General features: G+C 59.2%; 20 protein-coding genes and 3 pseudogenes. 14 read left to right on the forward strand and 9 right to left on the reverse strand.

Annotated features, from left to right (window positions below):
• Positions 1-316 precede the first annotated feature (316 nt).
• The gene (locus tag GGD53_RS24795) at positions 317-805 is read left to right on the forward strand and encodes a hypothetical protein (protein WP_184459405.1); all 489 of its coding nucleotides are present in this window, start codon (positions 317-319) and stop codon (positions 803-805) included.
• Positions 806-1090: 285 nt separating this feature from the next.
• On the opposite strand, the gene GGD53_RS24800 is transcribed toward GGD53_RS24795, so the two are convergent.
• On the reverse strand, positions 1091-1435 hold the full coding sequence (locus GGD53_RS24800; protein WP_184459406.1) for an ArsR/SmtB family transcription factor: 345 nt from the start codon (positions 1433-1435) through the stop codon (positions 1091-1093).
• Positions 1436-1542: 107 nt separating this feature from the next.
• On the opposite strand from GGD53_RS24800, the gene GGD53_RS24805 reads away from it, so the two are divergent.
• A complete protein-coding gene (locus tag GGD53_RS24805) occupies positions 1543-2289 on the forward strand; it encodes a glucose 1-dehydrogenase (RefSeq protein WP_184459407.1) in 747 nt (248 codons plus the stop codon).
• A 295-nt stretch (positions 2290-2584) separates the two neighbouring features.
• Here GGD53_RS24805 and GGD53_RS24810 read toward each other — a convergent pair whose 3' ends face one another.
• The gene (locus GGD53_RS24810) at positions 2585-3715 is read right to left on the reverse strand and encodes a sulfite oxidase (protein WP_281413931.1); all 1131 of its coding nucleotides are present in this window, start codon (positions 3713-3715) and stop codon (positions 2585-2587) included.
• Between the two features lie 443 nt (positions 3716-4158).
• Between GGD53_RS24810 and GGD53_RS24815 the strand changes: the two genes are divergently transcribed.
• From GGD53_RS24815 to GGD53_RS24835, 5 genes are all read left to right on the forward strand, one after another.
• Positions 4159-5445 (forward strand): SDR family oxidoreductase, encoded by a 1287-nt coding sequence (locus tag GGD53_RS24815; RefSeq protein ID WP_184459408.1) that lies wholly within the window; start codon positions 4159-4161, stop codon positions 5443-5445.
• Positions 5442-5909: a DUF2269 family protein gene (locus GGD53_RS24820; RefSeq protein WP_184459409.1), complete on the forward strand. Its 468-nt coding sequence runs from the start codon at positions 5442-5444 to the stop codon at positions 5907-5909. Before GGD53_RS24815 ends, GGD53_RS24820 begins: the two co-directional genes overlap by 4 nt.
• Before the next feature lie 189 nt (positions 5910-6098).
• A complete protein-coding gene (locus GGD53_RS24825) occupies positions 6099-6359 on the forward strand; it encodes a DUF982 domain-containing protein (RefSeq protein ID WP_097597531.1) in 261 nt (86 codons plus the stop codon).
• Complete coding sequence (locus tag GGD53_RS24830; protein ID WP_184459410.1) at positions 6356-6574, forward strand: hypothetical protein; 219 nt, start codon at positions 6356-6358, stop codon at positions 6572-6574. Before GGD53_RS24825 ends, GGD53_RS24830 begins: the two co-directional genes overlap by 4 nt.
• A 98-nt stretch (positions 6575-6672) precedes the next feature.
• The gene (locus GGD53_RS24835; RefSeq protein WP_184459494.1) at positions 6673-7578 is read left to right on the forward strand and encodes an NAD(P)/FAD-dependent oxidoreductase; all 906 of its coding nucleotides are present in this window, start codon (positions 6673-6675) and stop codon (positions 7576-7578) included.
• Positions 7579-7652: 74 nt separating this feature from the next.
• Here the strand turns inward: GGD53_RS24835 and GGD53_RS24840 are convergent, their stop codons facing one another.
• Positions 7653-8921 carry a DUF892 family protein gene (locus GGD53_RS24840; RefSeq protein WP_184459411.1) on the reverse strand — a complete coding sequence of 423 codons (1269 nt, stop codon included), beginning with the start codon at positions 8919-8921 and terminating at the stop codon, positions 7653-7655.
• Positions 8922-9220: 299 nt separating this feature from the next.
• Here GGD53_RS24840 and GGD53_RS24845 point away from each other — a divergent pair, with 299 nt between their 5' ends.
• Positions 9221-9772: a DUF1003 domain-containing protein gene (locus GGD53_RS24845; protein WP_184459412.1), complete on the forward strand. Its 552-nt coding sequence runs from the start codon at positions 9221-9223 to the stop codon at positions 9770-9772.
• Between the two features lie 179 nt (positions 9773-9951).
• Here the strand turns inward: GGD53_RS24845 and GGD53_RS24850 are convergent, their stop codons facing one another.
• The 4 genes from GGD53_RS24850 to GGD53_RS24865 all read right to left on the reverse strand — a co-directional run bounded on the left by GGD53_RS24850 (position 9952) and on the right by GGD53_RS24865 (position 16271).
• A complete protein-coding gene (locus GGD53_RS24850) occupies positions 9952-10509 on the reverse strand; it encodes a dihydrofolate reductase family protein (RefSeq protein WP_184459413.1) in 558 nt (185 codons plus the stop codon).
• Between the two features lie 174 nt (positions 10510-10683).
• Positions 10684-12390, reverse strand: a complete 1707-nt coding sequence (locus tag GGD53_RS24855; protein WP_184459414.1) for an adenylate/guanylate cyclase domain-containing protein — start codon at positions 12388-12390, stop codon at positions 10684-10686.
• Positions 12391-12621: 231 nt separating this feature from the next.
• A complete protein-coding gene (locus GGD53_RS24860; RefSeq protein WP_184459415.1) occupies positions 12622-15090 on the reverse strand; it encodes a PAS-domain containing protein in 2469 nt (822 codons plus the stop codon).
• 83 nt (positions 15091-15173) lie between these two features.
• Positions 15174-16271 (reverse strand): branched-chain amino acid ABC transporter substrate-binding protein, encoded by a 1098-nt coding sequence (locus tag GGD53_RS24865; protein WP_184459416.1) that lies wholly within the window; start codon positions 16269-16271, stop codon positions 15174-15176.
• A gap of 516 nt (positions 16272-16787) precedes the next feature.
• Between GGD53_RS24865 and GGD53_RS24870 the strand changes: the two genes are divergently transcribed.
• The 5 genes and pseudogenes from GGD53_RS24870 to GGD53_RS24885 all read left to right on the forward strand — a co-directional run bounded on the left by GGD53_RS24870 (position 16788) and on the right by GGD53_RS24885 (position 20569).
• On the forward strand, positions 16788-18749 hold the full coding sequence (locus GGD53_RS24870; protein ID WP_184459417.1) for an elongation factor G: 1962 nt from the start codon (positions 16788-16790) through the stop codon (positions 18747-18749).
• 293 nt (positions 18750-19042) lie between these two features.
• A complete protein-coding gene (locus tag GGD53_RS24875; RefSeq protein ID WP_184459418.1) occupies positions 19043-19456 on the forward strand; it encodes a hypothetical protein in 414 nt (137 codons plus the stop codon).
• 37 nt (positions 19457-19493) lie between these two features.
• Positions 19494-19593, forward strand: a pseudogene (locus GGD53_RS31990) (CopG family transcriptional regulator); the annotation flags it as partial.
• The gene (locus GGD53_RS24880; protein ID WP_184459419.1) at positions 19594-19878 is read left to right on the forward strand and encodes a hypothetical protein; all 285 of its coding nucleotides are present in this window, start codon (positions 19594-19596) and stop codon (positions 19876-19878) included.
• 211 nt (positions 19879-20089) lie between these two features.
• Complete coding sequence (locus tag GGD53_RS24885) at positions 20090-20569, forward strand: hypothetical protein (RefSeq protein WP_184459420.1); 480 nt, start codon at positions 20090-20092, stop codon at positions 20567-20569.
• Here the strand turns inward: GGD53_RS24885 and GGD53_RS24890 are convergent.
• Positions 20566-20748: pseudogene (locus GGD53_RS24890) on the reverse strand (hypothetical protein); the annotation flags it as partial. The gene GGD53_RS24885 and the pseudogene GGD53_RS24890 sit on opposite strands and share 4 nt — an antisense overlap.
• A 207-nt stretch (positions 20749-20955) precedes the next feature.
• Between GGD53_RS24890 and GGD53_RS24895 the strand changes: the two are divergent.
• Complete coding sequence (locus GGD53_RS24895) at positions 20956-21687, forward strand: SOS response-associated peptidase (protein WP_184459422.1); 732 nt, start codon at positions 20956-20958, stop codon at positions 21685-21687.
• Positions 21688-21948: 261 nt separating this feature from the next.
• Here GGD53_RS24895 and GGD53_RS24900 read toward each other — a convergent pair.
• A pseudogene (locus tag GGD53_RS24900) lies at positions 21949-22881 on the reverse strand (sialate O-acetylesterase); the annotation flags it as partial.
• Positions 22882-23068 lie beyond the last annotated feature (187 nt).

The raw sequence follows: 23068 nt of genomic DNA on the forward strand, positions 1-23068 counted from the left end.
CGCCTCCCGTCAATCCAAGCCGGCCAAAACCCAAAACATCGCCAAACCAAATGGCTTTCTTTTATGCCTGACAATTTCCCCGGACAGCCCTGCCCCTTGTGGGGAGGGGTTGGGGAGGGGACTTTCGCAAAGGTGGACGGGGGACGGAGAGGTCGCGGCATGGTCCCTTCGCCCCGCGAGCGGGAGAAGGCGGATGAGGGGCTGATCTCAAACGCCTGCTCGTATCTCAATGCACAGGATGCCTGAATGACGATTCCATTTCAGCCTCACGCAATCGAGACGAAATAGATTTGCCTCAGCGTAAGGAAAGAGACCGATGCCGAAGGCGCTCCTGAACCCACATATGCGGCCATGTTTTACAGCAATTCTTGCGTTAATGGCTATCGGTCCAACGCCAGCAGCCGGAATGGCTCGATGCCCTCCTCAGAATGAACTGCTGGCAAAAGCGGAAATCGTGGTCGAGGCGCGCGTGAAATCGCTGTCGATCGGTGAGTCCGGTTTGCTCCTGAGAGCAAATTTTCCGACGCGAATGATAAGAGCAGATTTGGAGATCAAGAAAGTCATCAAAGGAAAATTTTCTGGAAAGGAGGCGATAGTATACGGCACGCTGTATCCCCCAGGGCCTTTGAGGGATCTGATGGCAATGGCGGTATTCTATGGTTTCGATGGCCGCGACACTTTCGAATGGGAGCTTTCGCGCCAGCAAATAGCTGATGACGTCGCGTGGTTTTCGATGAACGCCTGCACCTATCACAAATTCCCCGACTGGGTGGCGGACGAGGGCTCCGCGGCCATAGAGAAATGACGCAGACGCCGGTCTCCGAACACCTGTCAGGTATGTATCCGGACTTTACATCAAGCCCTGGGATGACGGAGAGTGGGGTGGCGTTCTCGCCAGACGCGCCGTCGGCGCAGCGGATAGGCATCGGGTAGCGTGAATGACGAAGTCTGGCAGAGAGACCAGAAAGCGTAATCGCATCCGGATTGCTCCATAGGTCGCCTATTGCCGCAGAGCGCCCCCCCTCCGTCGTCCTCGGGCTTGACCCGAGGACCCAGCCTACCGTCGGCGGCGTCCATCTTCCAAGAGCCGTCACCCCGTCTTCAGTTGCTCGGGAAGTTGTCCGTAAGCCGTCAGAATCGCCCTGACCAGCCCGGGAAAGCGCTCGTCGAGCTCGGCGCAGCGGGTCTGATTGCGCATCTCGACGCCCTGGCGTTCGCTGCGGATCAGGCCGGATTCGCGCAGCACCTTGAAATGGTTCGACAGCGACGATTTCGGAATGACGCGGTCGCCGAGATCGGCGAGCGCCGAACAGGTGCCGCCGCAGGCGGTGCCGGCGAGTTTGGCGAAGATCGCGACGCGCTCCGGATCCGACAGCGCATAGAGGATCGCATCGGGCTTGATATCCTCCAGGGCTGGGTGAAAGAACGGTCGCATGAATTTTATATAGTGCCCCTTGACATCGAGATCAACAGTTCCGAATTTCTGAACTACGGAACAATGCCGTCAATTCCGGCGGCCGTCCGGATCAGAAGGAACAAGAGATGGCTAAGCTCACAGGAAAGGTCGCAGTGGTCACGGGTGCCTCGAAGGGCATCGGCGCCGCGATTGCCAAGGCGATGGCGGCCGAAGGCGCTGAAGTGGTGGTGAATTACGCCTCGAGCAAGGCCGGAGCCGACGCCGTGGTCGAGGCGATCGGCGCGGCCGGCGGCAAGGCCATCGCGGTGCAGGGCGACGTTTCCAAGGCCGAACAGGCGCAGGGGGTGGTCGATGCCGCGGTCAAGGAATTCGGCAAGCTCGACGTGCTTGTCAACAACTCCGGCGTCTATGAATTCGCCCCGATCGGCGAGGTGACCGAAGAACACTATCGCCGCATGTTCGACGTCAATGTTCTCGGCGTTCTCCTGACCACCCAGGCGGCGGCCAGGCATCTCGGCGAGGGCGGCAGCGTCATCAACATCTCCTCGGTGGTCACCAGCCTCGGCCTGCCGGCCTCGGCCGTCTATACCGGCACCAAGGGAGCCGTCGAGGGCATCAACAGCGTGCTTGCCAAGGAGCTTGGTCCGCGCAAGATCCGCGTCAACGCCATCCTGCCGGGCATGGTCGAGACCGAGGGGACCCATACCGCCGGCGTCATCGGCTCGGATCTGCAGCAGACCATGGTCGCCCAGACACCGCTCGGCCGCATCGGCCAGCCGGACGATATCGCCGACATTGCCGTCTTCCTCGCCTCCGACGATGCCCGCTGGCTGACCGGCGAACGGCTGGTGGCCAGCGGCGGTTTCCGCTAAGGCTTGCGATGACGGTGCGTGCGCCTTTGTGAAGGCGCGCGCATACTGTATCGACAGAAGGTTCACCCCTCCGTCGTCCTCGGGCTTGACCCAGGACCCACGCCCGGCCCTCCTCGGTTGCTGCCATGGATTCCAGGCTCAAGGCCTGGAATGACAGAGAATGAGGGTGCGTTTCCGCCCAACTCGCCGGCGGCGGGGCGCCTCGCAAATCGCGACGATTATCGGCTTTGGCATGGCGCAGTGACAACGCGGGTCGCAGTGGCGCCAAGAGCCGCCATTCCGCCCATCCGGGTGATTAGATCACGAATTCCTCCTCGTATGTCTGTGGCTCGGGAACGACGGTAACCTCCACCGGAATGATCCAATTGGCCGCGTAGCTCTCGCAATCGGAACGCTGGAGGTCGGGCTGCACGCGCCCCGCGCCATCGGTCGCGCGGCAGCGCAGTGTATATCGCCCCACTTCTTCAGGGGTCCACATGTACTCCCACAAGCGCCATGCAAAGGGGCGTTCTGTTTCGAGGAGCCTTCCCTCGCGCCAGCCCCTGCCATCTCCGGTGCAGACCTGCACCTGCCGGATAGGAGCCTCTCCGCTCCAGGCGGCCCCGAAAATTCGATAGGGTTGGCCGACGCTGAGATGCGCCCCCTGTACGGGACGCGCGATCTGCGCTTTGACCTCCATCTCCGCAAGGGGGACCAGCGTGGGTTCCCCGAGGCTGCGCTCCCAACGGAAATAGTCGCGCGCCTGCCAGTAGCCAAGGAACGGTTGTTCCACAACCGTGATATCAGTGATCCACTTGACCCAAGCCATGCCGAACCAGCCACCCACGACCGCGCGTAGCGGGTAGCCGTGATCGCGCGTCAACGGCTCCTCGTTCATCGAATGGGCAAGGATCGTGCTGTCAGCGATAGCCTTCTCAAGCGGTAAACTGCGCGCAAAAGCGATGGGGCCGGGAGAAGCCGTTTTCTTGTTGGTGTCGACGACGCCGCTATCGGCGCCTGCGAGCAGAACCTCACATGCGGTTCGCTTAACGCCCGCCATTTCCAAAATCTCGCGCAGAAGAACACCTGTCCAGGCGGCATTGCCGACGGCTCCGTTCTGCCACTGCAACCCCTCCCTTGGCGGCTCATAGTAGACGCGCCCGTTCCCTGCGCACTCGACGACGGCGGTGAGAGTCGTGCTCCGCATCGCCTTGATGCTGTCGAGGTCAAGTTCGATCGGCCGCTCCACCGCCCCGCCAACGCGCAATTTCCAGTCTCGCGCATCGAGGTTCGGCGACGGAAAAGGTTTCGCACGAAGAACTGCTCGGTTGGGATCAGCCAATCGGAGAGCGACGCAAACGGAAACTCGATATTCGGTGGTGATTTCTGTCGAACTATCAGACTGGGTTGCTGTGGTGTCGGCATCGTTTCTCGTCTCCCCTTCCAAGAGCACAATGTCGGCTCTCGATCGCGCGAATTCTGGTTCGATAACACCGCCCCTTGCAGTGCTCCTGTCCCGTTCCGCCTTCGGTCGCATCCTAGCGTAGACCGCACGTCCTCGGATCGACCTCGAACGGCAGCAAAAGGGGCCAATCTCAGACCTCGGCGGCAAGAATTCTGATGTCCTCTTTTTCGTGTTGGGATGTCCCAGTGAGGACGGCCGGCCTTCGGCCCCAAATTGATCATTCCTTCTATCGATTCCAGGCTCAAGGCCTGGAATGACGGAGGTTGAACTCGCCGCATTGAGCAGACGCCATCTGGGAACTCAAGCACTCGGAATTGCTGGGTCGACGCAATTCAAAAGTTATCTCAGCATTGTCACGAGGAAGGACGCTGGAACGAAATCCTGCACGCACAGGTTCGGGGCTTTTGAGTGCGAAGGTCGTCCATATGAAAATCCTTGTTACCGGCGCAACAGGACTTGTTGGCAGTGCCGTCTGCGCCCGGCTAGCGGCATGCGGACATGATATCATATGTGTGGTGCGTCCTGGAAAACGGCCGGTTGAAGGCACCGGCTGCTGGGTTGAAGTCGATGTGGCCAAAGCAGTGGCGCCGTCTGCCTGGCTGCATCATCTCGAGGGAATGGACGCCGTCGTCAATTGCGCCGGGGCACTGCAGGATGGAGTGACCCACAACATGGCGGGCGTCCACACGCAGGGACCGGGAGCGCTGTTTCGTGCATGCGAGCAATCCGGTGTACGTCGAGTTATCCATTTCTCGGCAATTGGAGTGGATCGGCAGCAGCCATCGACGTTCTCGCGGACGAAACTTTCCGGCGACATGGCCCTGATGGAGACGGATCTCGACTGGGTAATACTGCGTCCGTCCGTGATCCTTGGTGATGCGGCCTTCGGCTCCAGTGCATTGTTTCGCGGACTTGCGGCGCTGCCGTTTCTGCCGTTGATGCCGTCGACCGGGAAACTTCAGGTGGTGCAACTCGACGACGTCGCCGAAACCGTCCTCCGGCTTATCGACAAAACAGAGCCCTCGAAGGTCTCGCTTGAAATCGTCGGTCCGCAGGCACTCGAGTTTGAAGAGATTGTGGGGCGATACCGGAGATGGCTTGGCTGGCGTTCGGCCAAGCGCTATCTGCTGCCCCGCCCGCTCGCCAGTCTTCTTTATTGGCTCGGCGATATTGCCGGGTTGCTGGGATGGCGGCCGCCGGTTCGAAGCACGGCCGCAATGGAGATCGTCCGCGGCGCCGTCGGTGATCCCAGCGAATGGATAGCCGCTACGGGTATCCGGCCGTCATCGTTGGACGAAGCTCTGGCGCGTCGGCCTGTTTCGGTGCAGGAGCGTTGGTTTGCAAAACTCTACTTCCTGAAGCCCGTCACTTTTGTGCTGCTGCCGATCTTCTGGATATCGACGGGAATAATTTCGCTGACATCGGGTTTCGAGCAGGGTGTCAAGCTGATGGTGGCGGGCGGGGCAGGTAGTTTGGCCGCACCAACCGTTATTGCCGGGGCACTTGCAGACATCGCGATAGGATGCGCCATCGCCATACGCCGCACTGCGCGGTGGGGCCTTTACGCAGCTATCCTGCTGTCACTCTTCTATGCGGCGGCCGGCACCGCGATATTGCCGGAGTTATGGAATGAGCCGCTCGGCCCGTTGACAAAGATATGGCCGATCCTCGTGTTGCACCTGGTTGCTCTCGCGATCTTGGAGGAGCGATGACCTATTTCGTGCTGAAATTCCTGCATATCATCGGCGCCACCGTTCTCCTCGGCACCGGCGCGGGCATCGCCTTTTTCATGTTGGTCGCGCATCGCACCGGCAATGCAGCGACTGTGGCCGCGGTCGCGCGGATCGTGGTCTTTGCGGATTTCGTCTTCACCACAACCGCCGTGATCGCTCAGCCGGTCACCGGCATAGCGCTCGCTTGGTATGTCGGCTATTCCCTTTGGGAGCGCTGGATCGTTTGGTCGATTGTTCTTTATCTCATCACGGGTGCTTTTTGGCTGCCGGTCGTTTGGATGCAGATGGAGATGCGCAAGATTGCGAAGGGAGCAGCGGCCAATGGTGAGCCGCTGCCGGCGCGATACCATCGGCTGTTCTGGACCTGGTTTTATTTCGGCTTTCCGGCTTTTGCTGCAGTGCTGGGAATTCTCTGGCTGATGATCACCCGCCCGGTTGGATAGTCAGGGTGCGCATTTGTTGAAGCTCACCAGCGAATCCTTCATTATCGACGCTCGTGTAAGATCATTAACGATCACGACCTTCTTCCTATCTTCTCTTCCAAGCTGTCCGATAACGGACCAACTATTACGGCTTGGGAACTCGGACAGCTGAAGACGGTTGTCGGGGAAAACCTGGCAATGAGGTCTGCAATGGAAAAGGTTATCAATATCGACTTCCATGTCACTTGGAAGCCACCGGTTTATGTCCGGATCGGCGACGGTATGCGTGAGCGCATTGAGGGTCCGGACGCGGCGCTTGCGGCGCTTCTCCATCGCTGGCCGTCGACCAATTCTCGTGAGTTCGGCATCGCCAAGCGCAGATGCGTCGATGCCATCGCTCGCCGTGGAAGTGCCGAGGGAGCCCGCAGGGCGTTCATGGAGGCGGCGCTCGCCGCGAGGGTATTCGCATGACCGTGCTTTCAATCGACGCACCGCACTGGGCGATACTTTTGGGGACGTTGACGCTTACATGCTGGATTGCTGCCGGCCTGGCGGCCGTTCTCGGCACCGCTGAGGAGATCAGGCACGGCCAAGCCGGGAGATTTGCCGGCTATATGACAACGGGCCTTGCTGGGGCGGGCGTTGGCTCCGCACTAATGATGATCACCATCTTGGTATCCGCCTGAAGAGCAACGGACGCCGGGCGGCTTCCGCGGAGCGGTCTACCTGGTCGATGCAGGCGATGTGAGTACGACATCTTGAGCGGCGACGGTCTGGAGACATGATGCGCGACTGCATTATCATCGGAGGTGGACCTGCTGGCTTGACTGCGGCCGTTTATCTTGCGCGCTACCACCTTTCGACAACCGTATTCGATGACCATAGCAGTCGTGCCGCCACCATTCCGGTTTCCCATAACCTCGCAGGGTTCCCGGAGGGTATCAGCGGAAGGGAGCTTCTCGCCAGGATGCGCACACAGCTTCAAAGGTACAAAGTTCAGATCCGCAGTGAGGGCGTCAGAAAGCTTCAGCAGGAGCATGTCGGCTTTCGAGTTGTCTCCAGCCGCGGCAGCATGCGAGCGCGAACAGTCCTTCTCGCCACCGGCGTCACCGACCGCAAGCCACCGATGTTGGCCGAGCGTCATGACGAGGCTGTTGCGCGCGGCCTTATCCGCTACTGTCCTGTCTGCGACGGGTTCGAGGTCACCGACAAACGTGTCGCCGTTATCGGTTGTGGATCGAGAGCGTTTGCAGAGGCGCTGTTCCTGCGGAGTTATACGACACACGTAACGATCATTACACCGCAAGAGGAACACGAGCTATCGGAGATTGAGGTCAATGGGCTGCGGGACTTGCGGATCGGCCTCCAGCAAGGTCCGATAAAATCTATCGACCCTGAGCGCGATACGATCACAATCGCAACAGCTTCGAGCATCGGCGTGTTTTCGTCTATTTACCCGGCGCTTGGATCGGACGTTCGGTCGGAACTGGCAGCTATGGTCGGCGCAGAATTGTCGGAGAACGGCTGCGTCATCGTCGACAGTCACCAAAGGTCAACCCTTCCTGGCCTTTATGCAGCCGGAGACGTGGTCATCGGCTTGGATCAGATCGGGACCGCAATGGGGCAGGCGGGCATAGCGGCCACCGCGATCCGAAACGATCTGAACGAGGCTAGTCCTCTAGCGCGCTAAGGGATGCCGTCGCTGCACGGCACCCGCGGTCGGTGCCTCTGACGCCTCCGCGGGTGCCACGATTACCAGCCACGTCAACGGACGCTGGCAGGCATTCTTGCCGCCGACATAAGCGGTTGAGCAAGCTGATCCAACAGATGGCCCGCATTCTGTTCCTCGCCCAGCGACAATGTCAGCAATCGAGCGACCGCCGGCTGTCCAAGCTGAAGGGCAAGATTACGCGCGGTGGTGTAAGCGGCAATTTCGTAATGTTCGACGCGCAATGCTGCACCGATGAGAGCCAGATCTGCAGGAGCGTCTTCTCTCTTCTTGCCTTCCGCCATCACCTCTTCACCCTCCTCGATCAGGCCAGCCATTCCCTTGCAAGGTTTTGCTCTTGCCGCGGAGCCGAGTACTCGCAGACACTCGTTCAGCCGTTCGACCTGCGCTTCGGTCTCGGCCAGATGTTTCTGCAGCAAAGTCTGCAGTTGCTGGGAGCGGGCTGCCTTCTGCAGCTTGGGGAGCGCTTTGAGCAACTGCTTTTCCGCATGCAGCAGGTCGCGAAGCTCGTCCACGAGCACCGCCTCGATCCCTTCCGATCTTTCCGGCGGCGCGCTTCGCGCGTCGATCACCGGTGCAGTCTCGTCGGCGCCCTTGAACGCCTGGAATGCCGGAGCCTCGACGAATTTCCAGGGCTCTCCTTCGTTCCACGGACCGCGAGCATCGACCTCACCGAGGTCGCCTTCGCCCGTCGAGTCGTTGAAGAATTGGTCGACGAGCCCCGGTGTGGGAGCGATTCTTCCAACACTGAGGGGAGGTCTACCCATGCTTTCGAGTGCGAGCTGGAATGCCCGCATATGGGTGATCTCTCTTGTCATGAGAAATTGCAGAGCGTCCTTCGTGCCGGAATCGCGGCAGAAGTCGATCAGGCGTTCATAGACGATCTTGGCACGGGCTTCGGCTGCGATATTGCTTCGCAAGTCCACGTCCAGCTCGCCGGTTATCTTCAGATAGTCGGCCGTCCAAGGGTTGCCCATGGAATTGAAAAGGTTCACGCCGCCGCCGCCAGCAATAGCAATCAAAGGATCGGCTTCAGCCTCCTCGCGAACGGACTTCAACGGTTTGAGGTGCATCCTGGCAAGCGTGCCGACGATTTCGAGATGGCTGAGCTCCTCGGTGCCGATATCCATCAGCAGGTCTTTCCGCCCGGGATCCTCGCAGTTCAGGCCTTGGATCGAGTATTGCATCGCCGCCGCGAGTTCGCCGTTGGCGCCGCCGAACTGCTCGAGGAGCATATTTCCGAATCGGGGATCAGGCTCATCCACCCGAACGGTGTACATGAGCTTTTTGACGTGATGATACATGCTGCGTCCTCCTTTGAACTCCGGCCTAACCGCACTCGGTGGTGAATGTTCCACACGGGCCGGGGGAGCCGGCGGAGGAGGCGGCCTTGGCACCCAACCGAACTTTCATGCAGGTTCACGGCTACGGCGCGTGCGGTTGTCGACTAGCCGCTTTCGCTCCCTGATGGCTAATCAGGAAGCCACTCATCTTCCTAAGCTACGTTTGCACCAGGGAATTCCAGCCAACATTGAACCGAATCTTCGTCGGGCAGTTTTCGGCAAAGGTGGAAACCATCGTTTACAGATCCGAGGATTGCGTAATGAACGACGACCATCCGGAGCACAAAAGCCCAACAACACCGGCCGCGGAAGGATTAACGCCCGCGTTAACCCGTAACATCGAAGCTATCATGCAGCGCCGCCGGCAGAGCCAAAATGCAGCGTCTGCTCAGGAGCGTTCCGCTGCTTTGATCAGCAAGTTCGCCGGTTCCATGATGTTCGTCTACATTCACGTCGTGTTTTACGGAGTCTGGATCATCGCCAATGTAGGATTGCTCCCACAGCTTCCACCCTGGGACCCCTCTTTGGTGATTCTCGCTATGGAGGCTTCGGTCGAGGCGATCTTTCTCTCGACGTTTGTCTTGATCAACCAGAACCGAATGGCTGCACAAGACAATATCCGCGCCGACCTCGACCTCCAGATCAGCCTATTAAACGAACACGAGACGACACGCCTGATCGCCATGGTCGAAGCCATTGCAAAGAAGCTTGAAGTACCGACCGAGGCGGACCACGAGGTCGAAGAGCTGAAGAAGGACGTCGCGCCGGAAGCCGTGTTGGATCGCATCCAGGCGGAAGGGGAAGACAAGTAGAAGTGGCAATGTTCGCGCTGTAAAGGCGAGCGGATGTTTGCTTCGCACCTTGACCAGGCGCGTATTGCCGTTCGAATAAAAGCGTGGTGACAGAGCTCGCCAGACCCTAGGAACTGGCTGGGCGACGGACACGATAACGGATGTGTGTCAAATCGCTACGATTATCGGCTCTTGCGCAATCATCGCGAGCGCTGTTTCGCCAACGGCGTGTCGATTACCCTGACAAGCTCCAGCTCGATCTCTGACGGCAAAACATCGAACAGCCGGCGGCCGCGACCGAGCAGCACTGGGATCAGATGGATCTGGATCTCGTCCAGCACCCCGGCCCGGAGTGCTTCTTGCGCCGTGTAACCGCCCCGCAGTTGCACGTCCCGATCGCCGGCCGCAGCCTTCGCCTGCGCCATCGCGCTCTCGATTCCGTCATTCACGTAGGTCACCAACGGGTAACCCCAACGCGCGGCGGGCGGCGGAGGCCGGTGACTGGGCACGAAGATCGGGGCACCGTCATGACTGCCTCCCCAGTGATCCATCAGCTCGGCGGTCCGCCGGCCGGCAAGGACTGAACCCGCCGCCTTCCATTCGGCTTCAAATTCACAGACGGGCCGGGCCTGAGCGGATCCCTCGTCCGCGCCCGCCCAGTGGTGCAGCCGCTCTCCATCCTCGCCTCCAAGATAATCGTTATCGTCGGCGATATAGCCATCGAGTGACATCGACATGTCGAGGATGGATTTGGACATTTCGTTCTCCTGTGACGAGGTCAAGTGTGCGAAGGATCCTGTCGGCAGGTGCCGTGAGCGCGGCGCCGAATCCGATCATTAGGCTCGTTAGACGTATTCACGACGATCAATGTTGCACGGCAATTGGACTGTCGAAAGGACCGATTGTCACAAACGCGTCGGCCCCGCCCGCTGTCACGTCTCCGGCAGGCCTGCCTTTCGGAAGCCGTCGACAAAGTGGTCTCGTACAGATGCATCGCGCAGCGGCTGGGAACTGAGCCAATGGCCGATCGTGAAATGAGGGTGGGCGATCAGGAACAATTCCGCCTCTCGCCGCGCCTCCTCATGGTGGCCCAATTGCGCAAGCGCAGCAGCCAGGAACTTGCGTGAGTTGGTACGATACGTTTCTTTCCTGCGCAGTGTAGCGGTTGCCGCCTCATAGTCACCCGCGGCGTATTGCGCCTGCCCAAGATGACAAAGATACCAGCAGGCTGGATAGGGATTGAGCCGCAGAGCTTTTTCGATCTGTGCCAGTCCGTCGGCAATCCTGCCGTCCAGCACGGACATATCAGACATGGCGGCCCAGGTGTCGGCGTGGTTGGGGTCGAGTTTCAGGGCCATGGCGAAGGCGGCCTCCGATTCCTCCCATCGCCGCTCATAAGCCAGGATGGTCCCCAGAACGTAACGGCAGCCGGCATCGTTGGGATCCAGGTCGACCGCCTTCTGCGCTGATGTCACCGCCATCCGACGATTCGGATCTTCGGGCTCGCCGAAATGAGTCCAGGCAAGCCAACGATTATAGGCGAGCAGACCGAGCGCCTCGGCATATGACGGCTCGAGCTTGACCGCGCGTTGGAGCAGCAAATAGGCCTCACGCTCGGTTTGCGGCGACTCTTCCGTCAGGAGGCGGGCGCGCACACACAGATCGTAGGCCTCAAAGTTTTTCGGCCGATTGCGCGGCGTCGGGATGGTCAGCCGGCCGACGAGAGCTTCGACAATCTTGGCGTTGACCTCATCCTGCAACTCGAAAACATCTTCCAACGTCCTGTCAAACCGTTCGGCCCACAAGTGCTGGCCGCCAAGCGTGTCGACCAATTGGGCATTGATGCGGACGCGGCCCATTGCGCGTCTGGCGCTCCCCTCGAGGACGTAGCGGACGCCGAGTTCCTGGGCGACGAGCCGTACGTCGACCGCCTTGCCCTTGTAGCCGTAGACGGAATTGCGCGCGATGACGAACAGGCCAGCCGTGCGGGAAAGGTCGGTGATCAGGTCTTCGGTCAAGCCGTCGACGAAAGGCTCGTCCGCTTCATTCCCACTCATATTCGTGAACGGCAATACAGCGATCGAAGGATTTTCCGGCAGCGGCAATATGCTCTGCAGCGCATCCGGCCAATGCCACGCGTGGACCGGGCGAGTCAGGTTCTTCAGGTGGCGTTCGCCCGCATCGAAGAACTGGTCGGCGATCTCACCGACGATCTCGCCGTGAACGCTGGCTGAAATGCAGATACCTCCCGGCGCGGCCTGCGTCTGGAGGCGGGCCGCGACATTGACCCCGTCGCCGAGGACGTCTGAACCGTCGTCAATGACATCTCCGAGATTGACACCCACGCGCAAAAGCAGCCGCCGGTCTTCGGAAGCCTCAACGGCAGTGGTGGCCTGTTGCATTTCCAACGCTGCTGCGACCGCTTCCACCGCGCTGCCGAATTCCATCAAGAAGCCGTCGCCCACGACCTTGAAGATGCGACCATTGTGACGCATCACAGCCGGCTCGATAGTGCCGGAACGGAGATCCCTGAGGTTATCAAGCGTTCCGACTTCATCAGCCTCCATCAGGCGCGAATATCCCACCACATCGGCAACGACGATGACGGCAAGGCGACGCTGAAGAGAATGGTTCGTCATTTGAGGACAAGCCCAACGACCGGGTTCCCAAGTTATTGTTCGAGCGCGGGTGAGTCAACAAAAGGTAAGAGGTGCCCAGGCGACCTCCATCTCCATCAAGCCGTCTTTGTGACCGCCGGCGTCGAAGTGGACGACACGGAAATGTGTATCCACGGAAAGCGGATGGTTCTTGAACGTCTGGGTCGACGAGGTTGGTGCCTATGGAAGGCGACAACCCGCGCGAACGTGAGCCTACGCCCCAGGCTTGTGACAAAGCCGATCGAGCGTGTCTCGAAGTGCGGCGGCGGCCTGATCGCGCTCATCGGTGGACATAAGCTCGGGCTCAGCTTCCAATCTCAGGTGCGGCAGTTCGGTCCGGACAGTACGACGGCTGCGGACCAGATTTTCCTTCAGATCGACCACGCGATAGGTGGCGACCGGATAGGCTATTCCCTTTACGAGGACATGCCCCAGTTCCTCACACTCGATCGTGTCCTTCACTTGCGCAAACGTCTCATAAGAAATGAGCACGGTGCCCGGCGACGCTTCCTGCTCAAGGCGCGAGGCGAGATTCACGGCGCCGCCGATTATCGTGTAATCCATCCGGTCCTCGCTGCCGAAGTTGCCCACAGTGCAGTAGTCTGTGTGAATGCCGATGCGGCAGCGCAGCGGTGTTTCAATCCCGATATCGCGCCAGATTTCCCCAAGCTCGCTCATTCGCTTTTGCATGGCGAGAGCCATCTGCACGCAGGCGAGCGCGTCATCCTTGACGCCGCGGGTTTCCGGATCGCCGAAAAACATCAGGATGGCGTCTCCGACATACTTGTCGATCGTCGCGCCGTGATCTGAAGCAATCTTCGACATTTCCGTCAGGTAGTGATTGAGGAGCTGTGTGAGATCCTCGGATTCCATTTTGTCTGTGGTTTCGGTAAAGCCGGCGATATCGGAGAAGCATATCGTCAGCTTCTTCCGCTGGCTGGCGATCCTGACGTCCTGGCGGCCGGTGAATATGGAGTTATACACCTGCGGCGCCAGGTATTTCGCCAGCTTGCTGGAAAGCGCCTCGAGAGCTGCGGATTTCTCGGCAAGGTTTTCCTCCCGTTGCTTCAGCTCGGTGATATCAGAGTAGACGGCCACCGTGCCGCCACCCGTGATCCGCCGCTCGCTAATCATGATCCATCGCCCGTCGCGACGCCGCTGCACCCACGTTTCACCAGGGTTGCGATGCCGCGAAAGCCGCTCGGCAATCCACTCCTCGACTCGCCCCTCAGCATCCTTGATGTAGCCGCCCTCAGCGGACCGGCGAACAATCTGCTCGAATGTCGTGCCGGGTGTCATTTCCTCCAGGCCGGCGTACAACAGCTCGCGGTAGCGGCTATTGCTCAGCACGAGCCTGTCCTCGCCATCGTACAGAGCGAATCCTTCGGAGATGCTCTCGATGGCATCCACAAGTCGCTGGCGCGCTTCCGCAACCTCGCGCAGGCTGTTTTCCTCCACCTCGACCGCAGTATCCCGGAACAGCCTGAGCGCCCCTGCCATGCGGCCGATTTCGTCGCGGCCTCCGACGGGCATCTGCGCTTGCAGATTGCCGCCCGCGATTGCCAGCATGCTTTGGCTCACCTCTCCCAGACGGGCGAGAAGGCTGCGGTCGACATAGAGCCAGACAACCAGAACCGAACTCAGGAGGCTTAGAAGGGCGGAGCCAAGGACAATGCCGGTGCCGTAGCGCCGGACGACCGAGGCTTCGAGGGCGGACGCGGCGATCTCATGGTTTGCCTTTGCAACCAGGCGATCGACGGCCGCGGTAAGGTCGCGCGATAGTCGACTGTTTTCAGCCAGAAGCTGCTCGCCCTTTGCCAGGACAGCAAACTCGTCCTGTCGTACCTTCGGGATCGCGTTCTCACCGTCGGTCAGCGACTTTAACTCGTCCAACCGTTGTTGGAAGCGGGTCCGCAACTTTTCATCGATCTCGGTGGAGACCGTTTCGAGTACGGCGAGCGACCGGCGCAGCGGAAACAGGATCAGCTTCAGATCTCCCGGCGTACGCGCGTTGGCAGTCTTGACCAGCGCGTCGTTGACTGCTGAGATCTCCTGTTGCGCCCTCTGCTGGGGGATGTAGGCCGCGATTGCCTTGACCAGGTCGCTCGGCGCCGCAGCACGCGCGTCGGGTGGTGCGGCGGAATCAGTCGCCGCTGCACGCCACTGCGGGACCTTCGAGTTCATCACGGCGATACCGGGCGCGATGAGACGCTGACTTGCATTTGTCGTATCCGATAAGCGGCGCAGCAACTCCTCCTTGCGCTGAACCATGGTAAGGCGAGCGGCGACAAGATCGTCGAGAGCATCGAGGTTTCGTCGTAGACCAATCACCGCGTCTTCGATTTCAGTCACCGCCGTCGCGCTGACTGCGGTGCCTTTAAGTGCGGCGAGCAACTCTTCGAGACGCCCCATCTCGAGTCCGATCGCAGCCGAGACCTCGTTGTGCTGAACCGTGCTGGTCGCCGCCAGCACTGAGGGCGCGGTTGAGGCGACCCTCTCAGCCTGGCGCGACAATTGGAGAGAGGCGAGCGCCGTCGGGACCCGTTCCTTGGTGATGCGATCGACCACGTCGCCGACCTGAAGGAAGGCATAGAGAGCTGCGGCGGTCGCGAGCACTGCGAAGGTGCTGATGCCGAAGAAAGCGAGCAACAAGCGCCCTCGTATGCCGACGCGTTCAAACATAGCGGCAACTGCAAGGTCTTGCTTGCGCAGCCACTAAAGTCTGCACAGATTGGCCTAAAACGATCCACCCGGCCGGCGGTTGACTATTCCAGCGGCACGTATTCGCCACCCTTCCAGACATACCAAATCCAGCTTTGCACGGTGAGGTCGCCCTTGTCGTCGAAATCCACCCGGCCCATTACCGTTTCAAATTGGTTACCTTGCATTGAGGCGATCACCTCTTGCGGCCTTAAAGAACCGGCCTTCTTCACCGCCTGCGACCAGACCTGGACGGCGGAGTAACTGAGCAGTGTGTAGCCTGCAGGCTCGAAATTCTCGGCACGGAAACGCTCGACGACTTGAGCCGCCTGAGGGACGCGCCGAGGGTCCGCGCTAAATGTGAAGAGGGTACCCTCCGCGGCAGATCCGGCGATCAGCGCAAAGTCCTCGCTCGCCATGCCATCGCCTGAGACGAGTTGAAGTGCGTAGGCACGGTCTCGCGAAGCGCGAACCATAAGCGCGACCTCGGGCAAATACCCACCAACATACAACACGGCGATGCCGGCGCCCTGTAACGCAGAGATCTCGGCCGTATAGTCGTTCTTCCCAGGGGTGAAGGCCTCGTAGATCGCTTCGGTGACACCCCGCTTATTCAACTGCTTCCTGGTCTCGTCGGCGAGCCCCTTCCCATAGGTGGTGTTGTCGTGAAGGATCGCTATTTTCTTGTCACCCCAATGATCGGCCAGATAGTTGCCGGCTACCACCCCCTGCGCGTCGTCGCGACCAATGACGCGGAAAACATTGGCACGACCTTGTTCGGTCAACAGCGGATTGGTCGAACCGGGTGAAATCTGTAGAACTCCCGCGGCCTCGTACACCTTGGATGCCGGGATCGAGGCTTGGGAACAGTAATGCCCGATGACGAGCACCACACCATCAGCCACCAGTTTCTGGGCGGCCGCCACAGCCTGCTCGGGATCGCAAAAGTCGTCGACCGTGATGAGTTGCACCTTCTGCCCGAGCACGCCGCCAGTCGCATTGATGTCGGCCACTGCCATCTCTGTGCCGCGCTGCATCTGCTCCCCGATCCAGGCAAGCGGTCCTGTGACCGGGCCTGCCGCTCCGATCAGGATCTCCGCCCGCGCTATACTGCCAAGGGAAACGACGAGCGCGACGATAGCTGCAGTGATGCTGCTGCGCATGGTGAACCTCCTTCACAGCTTACGCCAATTCTGTCCCCGCCGACAGCCCCTGCGCAGGCGCAGCTGCAGCGCGCTTGCCTCTTATCCGTATGGGCTGGTCAGCAGTTGACGTTCCTGCGGGTACCTCATTGTCTGCTTTGGGCGAATCCCAGCCCTTGGCGGCAAGAACTTTGACGTCCGCTTTTCGTGTTGGGTTCCTAACAGCGCACTGCCGGCTTCCGGCCCAAATCGGTCATTCCTTCTGCAGCCGAGCCGGCTGCTGATGCGCTTGCCGCCAAGCTGGCGCGGCAGCCCGCAAGTTCACGCCTAACTGCTTGTGGGAGTAGCTCCAGAGTCTCTGCATGGATCGTTTTGGATGCGTCTGCAGCCCCTGCGGTCAGCCCCGCTGGCAATTCGAGAACAGCTCCTACGCCTTTAGGTCAAAGCGTCTGTAACTAACGCCTCTGGCGCCTTGCAGCGGTTCAGGGCATCCTATGATGGCTGAAAGTTGTGTCTATGGCAGTTGGAGGAATGCCGATGCGTTGCTTTACCGTTCTTGGACCCTCGCAGACTGGAAAATCAACAGTGGTCGAAAAGCTCGGCTCGTTGGAGGGAACGCCGAGAAAATCCAGCTCCCCTTATGGATTGAACCTCACAGAATTCTCCTTTGGAAACGAGGCGTGGTGTGCGTTGGATGCGCCAGGACCCAACGAAGCGTTGGCGCATGTGCAGCACGCGCTTCTTGCCAGCGACGCCTGCATCCTGTGCGTTTCATCGGCACCCGAGGAGGCTGTGCTCGCCGCGCCCTATCTGCGGATAGTCGAAGCCTCGGGGACGCCGTGCATCCTCTTCGTCAACCGAATGGACGAACCGAGGGGGCGGCTGAGGGACGTGATCGCCGCGCTTCAAGATTACGCCAACCACTCGCTTTTGCTTCGCCAGATCCCGATCCGCGAGGGAGACAGGATCATAGGCAGTTGCGATCTGATTTCGGAACGGGCGTGGCGCTACCGGGAAGGCCAGACTTCGGCGCTTATCGCAATCCCCGAAAGCGCCGCCGAGCGCGAGCACGAAGCGCGCAGCGAGCTCCTGGAACACCTGTCCGAATTCGATGACTGGCTTCTCGAGGAACTGGTCGAAGATCGCGAGCCGCCCAGCGACGCCCTCTATGCCATTTCATCGCGGATTCTCAGGGAAAACAGGATCATTCCAGTGCTGATCGGCGCCGCAAGTCACGGCAACGGCATGATGAGGCTGATGAAAGCGCTGCGCCACGAGGCGCCGCCGGTAGGGATTCTCAGACAGCGCCTGGCTCGTGCGGGCAATGTCGATGAAAACAAGCTGACCGCCGTGAGCTTCCATGCCTATCATCGTCAGAATATCGGCAAGACTGTGCTCGTGCGCGCGTTTGGCGAGGGACTGCGGCAAGGCGCAGCACTGGGCGGCTCCGGCCTCGGCGCCGTGCAGGATCCTGCAAACGGACGGTCCAGCTCGGCGATCACGCCTGCACCCGGGGATGTCTTCGCAACAGTCAAGTCCGACCACTTGCCCGTCCCGTCGCTGTTGACATCAAACGCGACGGTCGCCCCGCCCGAATGGACCGAGCCACCAACGCCGATGCTTGAAAGAATCCTGGTCCCGGGCAGCGTACGCGATGAAAACAAGCTCTCCGAAACGCTGGCAAAACTTTCCGAGACGGATCGCGGTCTTGTCGTTTTGCAGGAGGAAGGTACGGGCGCCCAGCTCGTCCGCGCCCAGGGCCCGGTACATCTGCGCGATCTCTGCCGAACCCTGTCCGACGTCTTCCACATCGACGTAACTGATCGAACGCCCAGCCCGATCTACCGCGAGACAATCGCGAAGCCGTCCGAGGTGCACTACCGGCATCGCAAACAGACCGGCGGCGCCGGGCAATTCGCGGATGTGAAGCTGAGCATTCGCCCCAACGAGCGCGGCCGGGGCTTCACCTTCAGCGAAACCGTCAAGGGTGGCGTCGTTCCGCGCAACTACATCCCTGCCGTCGAAGCAGGGGCGCGCGAAGCGATGGAGAAGGGGCCGCTCGGCTTCCAGGTCATCGATGTCGGCGTAACGCTGTTCGATGGTCAGCACCATGCCGTCGACAGTTCGGAACACGCCTTCAGGACTGCGTCGAGAATGGGAGTGCGACAGGCGCTTTCCGAAGGGTCGGCCGTTTTAATGCAACCGATCTTCCGCAGCGAAATTCACATTCCGTCGATCTATTCCGGCAGCCTCGTCCAGATCGTCTCCGCTCTCAAGGGTCAGGTTCTCGGCTTCGACCGGGATGAAACCGCCAAGGGATGGGACATCTTCCGGGCACTTGTTCCGGGCGGCGCACTTGACGATCTGGCGCGGGCGCTGCGCTCGGCGACGCAGGGCATTGGTTACTTTTCCAAGACCTTCGATCACTTCGAGGAGCTATACGGCAAGGAAGCGGACGCCATCGTGAGGGCACACGAGGAAACGGGCGGCGCACACTGAAACGTTCGCGCCAATATCTCGACGGCGTGGGGGACAGCATGAGATCGGGGCCGGTCAGTTCGTGCTGGTTTTCGGAATGCGCCTGAGCTCCGATTTCGCTTTCGAGGATGGGCGCGCCGCGGAACCATTGATTACCTTGCGAAAATTTATAATCTGCCGCTCATTACGGTGACCGGCTTGCTTTTCTCCTAAACTACCTTGTCCCACCAATGTGACACTCGGATTTGGAGGTTTCGCTGCTATCTTGGCAGATGGAAACCTCTCGGCTGAAAGCCGCGACTTAGGAGCGCCTCTTGAGCAATTATCGTGTCTTTCGGTTGCTGATCATACTTTGTATTTCTGCGTGGTGTTACCCCGCCAAAGCGGCGGCCTTAAGCGCTGGCAGCCAACCGCCGCTCCGCGTCAAGGAATATGAGCGATGGGTGGATAACCTTGTAAGTGAAGCGAACGGCAATCCAGCTCTCCTCGCCAGTAAGCTGCAGGCATTTGGCTTTACTTGTACGCCCTCCGATGCCGTACACCTCCGATGTGTTCGGTTCGGTTGCCAGAAGCTGGCAGGTATGTTTTGGCGAGGAGCTTTGCTGCAGTGGTCCGTCAACGAATTCCAAGGGAAGTTTGATAGAGTCGCATTCAGCTATAGCTGGGCGAAGGGTTGCTATCCACCGGAACGTGTCGAGCAAGAGCAGAAGCGCTTCGTTTTACAATAGTTGCCACGAGGCGGACGTCCTTTGATGAAAGCAACGGCGTTGCGACGCCATAAGGTTTATCGTCCGGGAGTGGACGGAGAAGAACACTTCCGGTGCACGAACTGGACGAAGATGGCGATGTTGATGGGGAAGCTTGATTGAGCGAAGATCGAATTCAGCTATGGATTGCTCTGTGCATCGTGGGCCCCTTTTGCGCCTACTACTGGTATTGGTTCATCAGGTCGATCATCTTCTACAGTAGAAACGGCTTCAATTTCACCGAAGATTTCGGGCCTGAGGCCCACTGGGCCGATCGCGGAGGTGATGATGATTGCGTGTTGATGAAGCCAAAAGAGAAGTTCTTTATCGCCGGACCTTCTTTCGTGGTAGTGACCTCCGTTATGTTGATTTTCATAATTTTAGGCCTGGCGGGAACTATTTAGCCTTGCCGTTTTAAGTCAAAAACAGCCGCGTTATCCGACACCTCGCGCAGCCCCTTATATGACGGATGGCGCCCCCAGCAACACGACGAGTATTTCATGCACCGAGTCGTAAGCAATGCCAGAAGAAACAAAAAAGCGGAACTGGGCCGTGAACCTATGCTTGATGACACGTCGAGTGGAAACCGTCATGCAATTCGGCTAGTCCTCGTCCATGCTAAAGTTTGTAGAACTACAGCTCGGCCAGGGTTGGGTTGCCGAGCCAAATGCCCCCGCGCCTCAGGTTTCAGTTGCGGGCTCCAAGGTCAACGTCTGTTTCCGCTCGCATAGGCCCGCGCGCGACGAAAAACCGTCGGGTATTCTCAGGACTTTGAACCTATTTTGGAAGGCCGGTCCGAAGTTTGATGAGACATGGGGCACTCTAAGCTTCATTGGCTGCAGCCGGTGGCGCTGGGACGACACCAACGATCATGAATGGTATAAGGTAGATGGCCATGGTCGCTACAGTGGCATAGCTCCGCGTTGGGGCGAATTTTATGAGTTAGTTGGCCACGACCCGATCCGCGATGCCGTGCCGTGGGAAACAATCCATTCAGACACCGCTAACTCACGACATTTTCTCTACTATTTTCGCGACGAAACGCTTGAGTTCATGGCCGAGGAGTGGTCGTTCATACCTAGCTTGACGGTCTAATTTTGGGTTGGTTTGGCGCTGAGACTTTCCTGTCGTGACGGTCTGGCCCGAGTTCCATGACCATCCTTCTCCTCCCTCAACTCCTTATATGACGGGTGCCGGAGCTTCTCGTCATGCGTCCAGCCTCCGTATTGGATCTCGGCGACGAGTTTCGGCTTGATCGCGATCAGGTTCTTGCGGCTTGCCTTAAAGCCAGTTCCGACTGGGAAGGCTTGCGAGGCGGCTTTGTCATACCGCCAGTTGATCAGCCATATCTTAAAAGGCAATTGACCCATATGGAGTATTGGCGCTTCACAAGTGCCGGCGGGGAAAACATTTCGGCTGCCTTGACCTGCTGAGGGAGGGTTATATCTAAATAAGTAGTCTCCCCCCCCACGGAATACCGAATGTGTAGTCGCGTTTATATCAAAGAATCGCTTCACGACCTCGCGCGTAGTTTCGCTTTCGCCGGACAAGGCGAGCTTGACGGCTTGATTGACCGCATCCCTCGATACAACGGCTCACCAAGCCAAGTCTATCCGATCATCATCCAAGAAGCAGCGCCGGGAACCGGTATCGTTGCCCCGGTCTTTGTAATAGCAAAGTGGGGGCTGGTGTCGGCATCTAGAACGCCCAGCGACCGGCGTCTCCCATTGGTCGATGTCCGCTGCGAAAAGATTGCCTCACACAAACTCGCCGGACCTGCCTACCGGTCTCGCCGCTGCTTGATCCCAGTCAACGGATTCTTTGGGTGGAAATCGTCCCCCCACAGCCGAGAAAAACAACCCTATGCTATCGCGATGAAGACGGACGTTTTGTTTGCTCTCGCAGGCATTTGGGAGGTCTGGCGCCACCCGGCCGGCATCGATATCCGTACCTTCGCCGTCATCACCTGCGCGCCGAATGAGATGATGAAGACGCTCAGTGAACGAATGCCAGTCATTCTCCGTCGGCAGGAGTATGAGCGCTGGCTATCTCCTGATCCAAATCCATTCGACCTGATGAAGCCATACTCGGCCGACCTTATGACCATGTGGCCGATCGGCACGGGCGTTGACAATCTGAAGAATACCGGCCCCGAGATCATCAGCCCGGTCAATCTAGATCCGCAGCGGCATCGGAACCGTCGCCTTAGCTGAGGGCCGGAACCGCCGTTCATTCATGGCCGAGGTGTCGGGCAGCGCAGAAGCAAGGTTTTGGTCCACTCCCCTGCCTCTTTGCACATGTGCGGGCCGACCGCTCATTTAAGCCCCAGCCGGCGTCGAGTTCGGCTTCGCAACCGCTCACTTACCAGTTCCGTCTTGTTGCACAGCAGGAAACAACGAGTATTCCTTCGGTGTGATCCGTGTTGACAAGACTCGCCCCGCTTTGGCCGGTGGCCCCAAAAGCGAAGACTGTGGTGAGGATTCCAGGAGGCTCTCGCCACGCAGAAGATTCAGCCAGGCCTGCGACACTTTCTCCCCGGCTGTGCCACCGAAGTGGCAATCGTCGTAGCGGTCGTCTCCATCGAGTAACGCGTCAGAATTGACGCCCTCTCGGATACCCTGGCCGCTTCTTGATAGGGCCAGTTGCGCCCGTACGATCGCATTGTCCGGAATGTGCTCCTTGAAGCCGCCGTTGCTCGGTTCCAGGCATTTCGATGCGATCGAAATGTAAACGGGTGCTTCGACGCCGTTCTGACGTAATGTGTCGACCATCGACAGGAAACGTTCCTGATAGGCCTCCCCGGTGGTGCCGTGAACGAGGTCCGCCTCTCCTTGCACCCAGAGGACGCTCGTTACCCGATAACCGGAATCGTGAAGCTGTGTCACTGTATCGACCAGCATAGGATTGAGGTCCCCGCCTGGCGCCCATCGTGCGACCTGAGATCCGGAATATGCGAGAGGTGCGAGGATGACGCTGTCGTTTTGTCCCGATTCGATCAATTTGTTCCCGAGAAGCGTCCAGTACTCTCCCCTGGTATCGGTCGATCCAAGAAGTGGCGATGCCGCGATGAAGCACCGTTTGTCAAAGGCGTTTACAACGCGCGCGCCATAATTTGACCGGTACCGTTGTCCGCCGTGGTTGGCCGCGTTCGATTGGCCAAGAATGAGCAAGACAGCAGTTCGATCAGTTTGAGCAGGGCAGGTCACAAGCGTTTTCGATTCATCCCCGATGAGTCGTTGCTTGTCGTCGAAAGTATAACGGCTTGGAGCCGCAGCCTTCTCTCCGACAACCATTTTCTTCATCGCGGAAAGTTCTGGCCAGGGAAAGATCTCATGTCTCGCGCTCATGCCGCCGAGAAAGTACATTGCGATCACGGCGGCCCCGCCGACTGCTAGCATTGTACGCATAACTTTACCTTTTAATTGTCATACGGCCGTGTCACATAAAAGTATGGTGGGGTTCTGTAGATGATCAATTGCCTAAACTTACTAACTTGCGAACCTCCCGCCGGGTAACCACCTTCAGCAATGGTGGACCGGAGATTATCAATCTGGTTGATCTCAGCGCGACCTAATTTCCACAACAAGATTAGCA

Source organism: Rhizobium aethiopicum (genome assembly GCF_014197535.1).
Lineage (GTDB): Bacteria > Pseudomonadota > Alphaproteobacteria > Rhizobiales > Rhizobiaceae > Rhizobium > Rhizobium aethiopicum_A.

What these genes read in the sequence shown, in the direction of transcription:
- GGD53_RS24795 (WP_184459405.1), top strand. Translation starts at nt 317, where the DNA reads ATGCCGAAGGCGCTCCTGAACCCACATATGCGGCCATGTTTTACAGCA.
- GGD53_RS24800 (WP_184459406.1), bottom strand. Translation starts at nt 1,435, where the DNA reads ATGCGACCGTTCTTTCACCCAGCCCTGGAGGATATCAAGCCCGATGCG.
- GGD53_RS24805 (WP_184459407.1), top strand. Translation starts at nt 1,543, where the DNA reads ATGGCTAAGCTCACAGGAAAGGTCGCAGTGGTCACGGGTGCCTCGAAG.
- GGD53_RS24815 (WP_184459408.1), top strand. Translation starts at nt 4,159, where the DNA reads ATGAAAATCCTTGTTACCGGCGCAACAGGACTTGTTGGCAGTGCCGTC.
- GGD53_RS24820 (WP_184459409.1), top strand. Translation starts at nt 5,442, where the DNA reads ATGACCTATTTCGTGCTGAAATTCCTGCATATCATCGGCGCCACCGTT.
- GGD53_RS24825 (WP_097597531.1), top strand. Translation starts at nt 6,099, where the DNA reads ATGGAAAAGGTTATCAATATCGACTTCCATGTCACTTGGAAGCCACCG.
- GGD53_RS24830 (WP_184459410.1), top strand. Translation starts at nt 6,356, where the DNA reads ATGACCGTGCTTTCAATCGACGCACCGCACTGGGCGATACTTTTGGGG.
- GGD53_RS24835 (WP_184459494.1), top strand. Translation starts at nt 6,673, where the DNA reads ATGCGCGACTGCATTATCATCGGAGGTGGACCTGCTGGCTTGACTGCG.
- GGD53_RS24840 (WP_184459411.1), bottom strand. Translation starts at nt 8,921, where the DNA reads ATGTATCATCACGTCAAAAAGCTCATGTACACCGTTCGGGTGGATGAG.
- GGD53_RS24845 (WP_184459412.1), top strand. Translation starts at nt 9,221, where the DNA reads ATGAACGACGACCATCCGGAGCACAAAAGCCCAACAACACCGGCCGCG.
- GGD53_RS24850 (WP_184459413.1), bottom strand. Translation starts at nt 10,509, where the DNA reads ATGTCCAAATCCATCCTCGACATGTCGATGTCACTCGATGGCTATATC.
- GGD53_RS24855 (WP_184459414.1), bottom strand. Translation starts at nt 12,390, where the DNA reads ATGACGAACCATTCTCTTCAGCGTCGCCTTGCCGTCATCGTCGTTGCC.
- GGD53_RS24860 (WP_184459415.1), bottom strand. Translation starts at nt 15,090, where the DNA reads ATGTTTGAACGCGTCGGCATACGAGGGCGCTTGTTGCTCGCTTTCTTC.
- GGD53_RS24865 (WP_184459416.1), bottom strand. Translation starts at nt 16,271, where the DNA reads ATGCGCAGCAGCATCACTGCAGCTATCGTCGCGCTCGTCGTTTCCCTT.
- GGD53_RS24870 (WP_184459417.1), top strand. Translation starts at nt 16,788, where the DNA reads ATGCGTTGCTTTACCGTTCTTGGACCCTCGCAGACTGGAAAATCAACA.
- GGD53_RS24885 (WP_184459420.1), top strand. Translation starts at nt 20,090, where the DNA reads ATGCTAAAGTTTGTAGAACTACAGCTCGGCCAGGGTTGGGTTGCCGAG.
- GGD53_RS24895 (WP_184459422.1), top strand. Translation starts at nt 20,956, where the DNA reads ATGTGTAGTCGCGTTTATATCAAAGAATCGCTTCACGACCTCGCGCGT.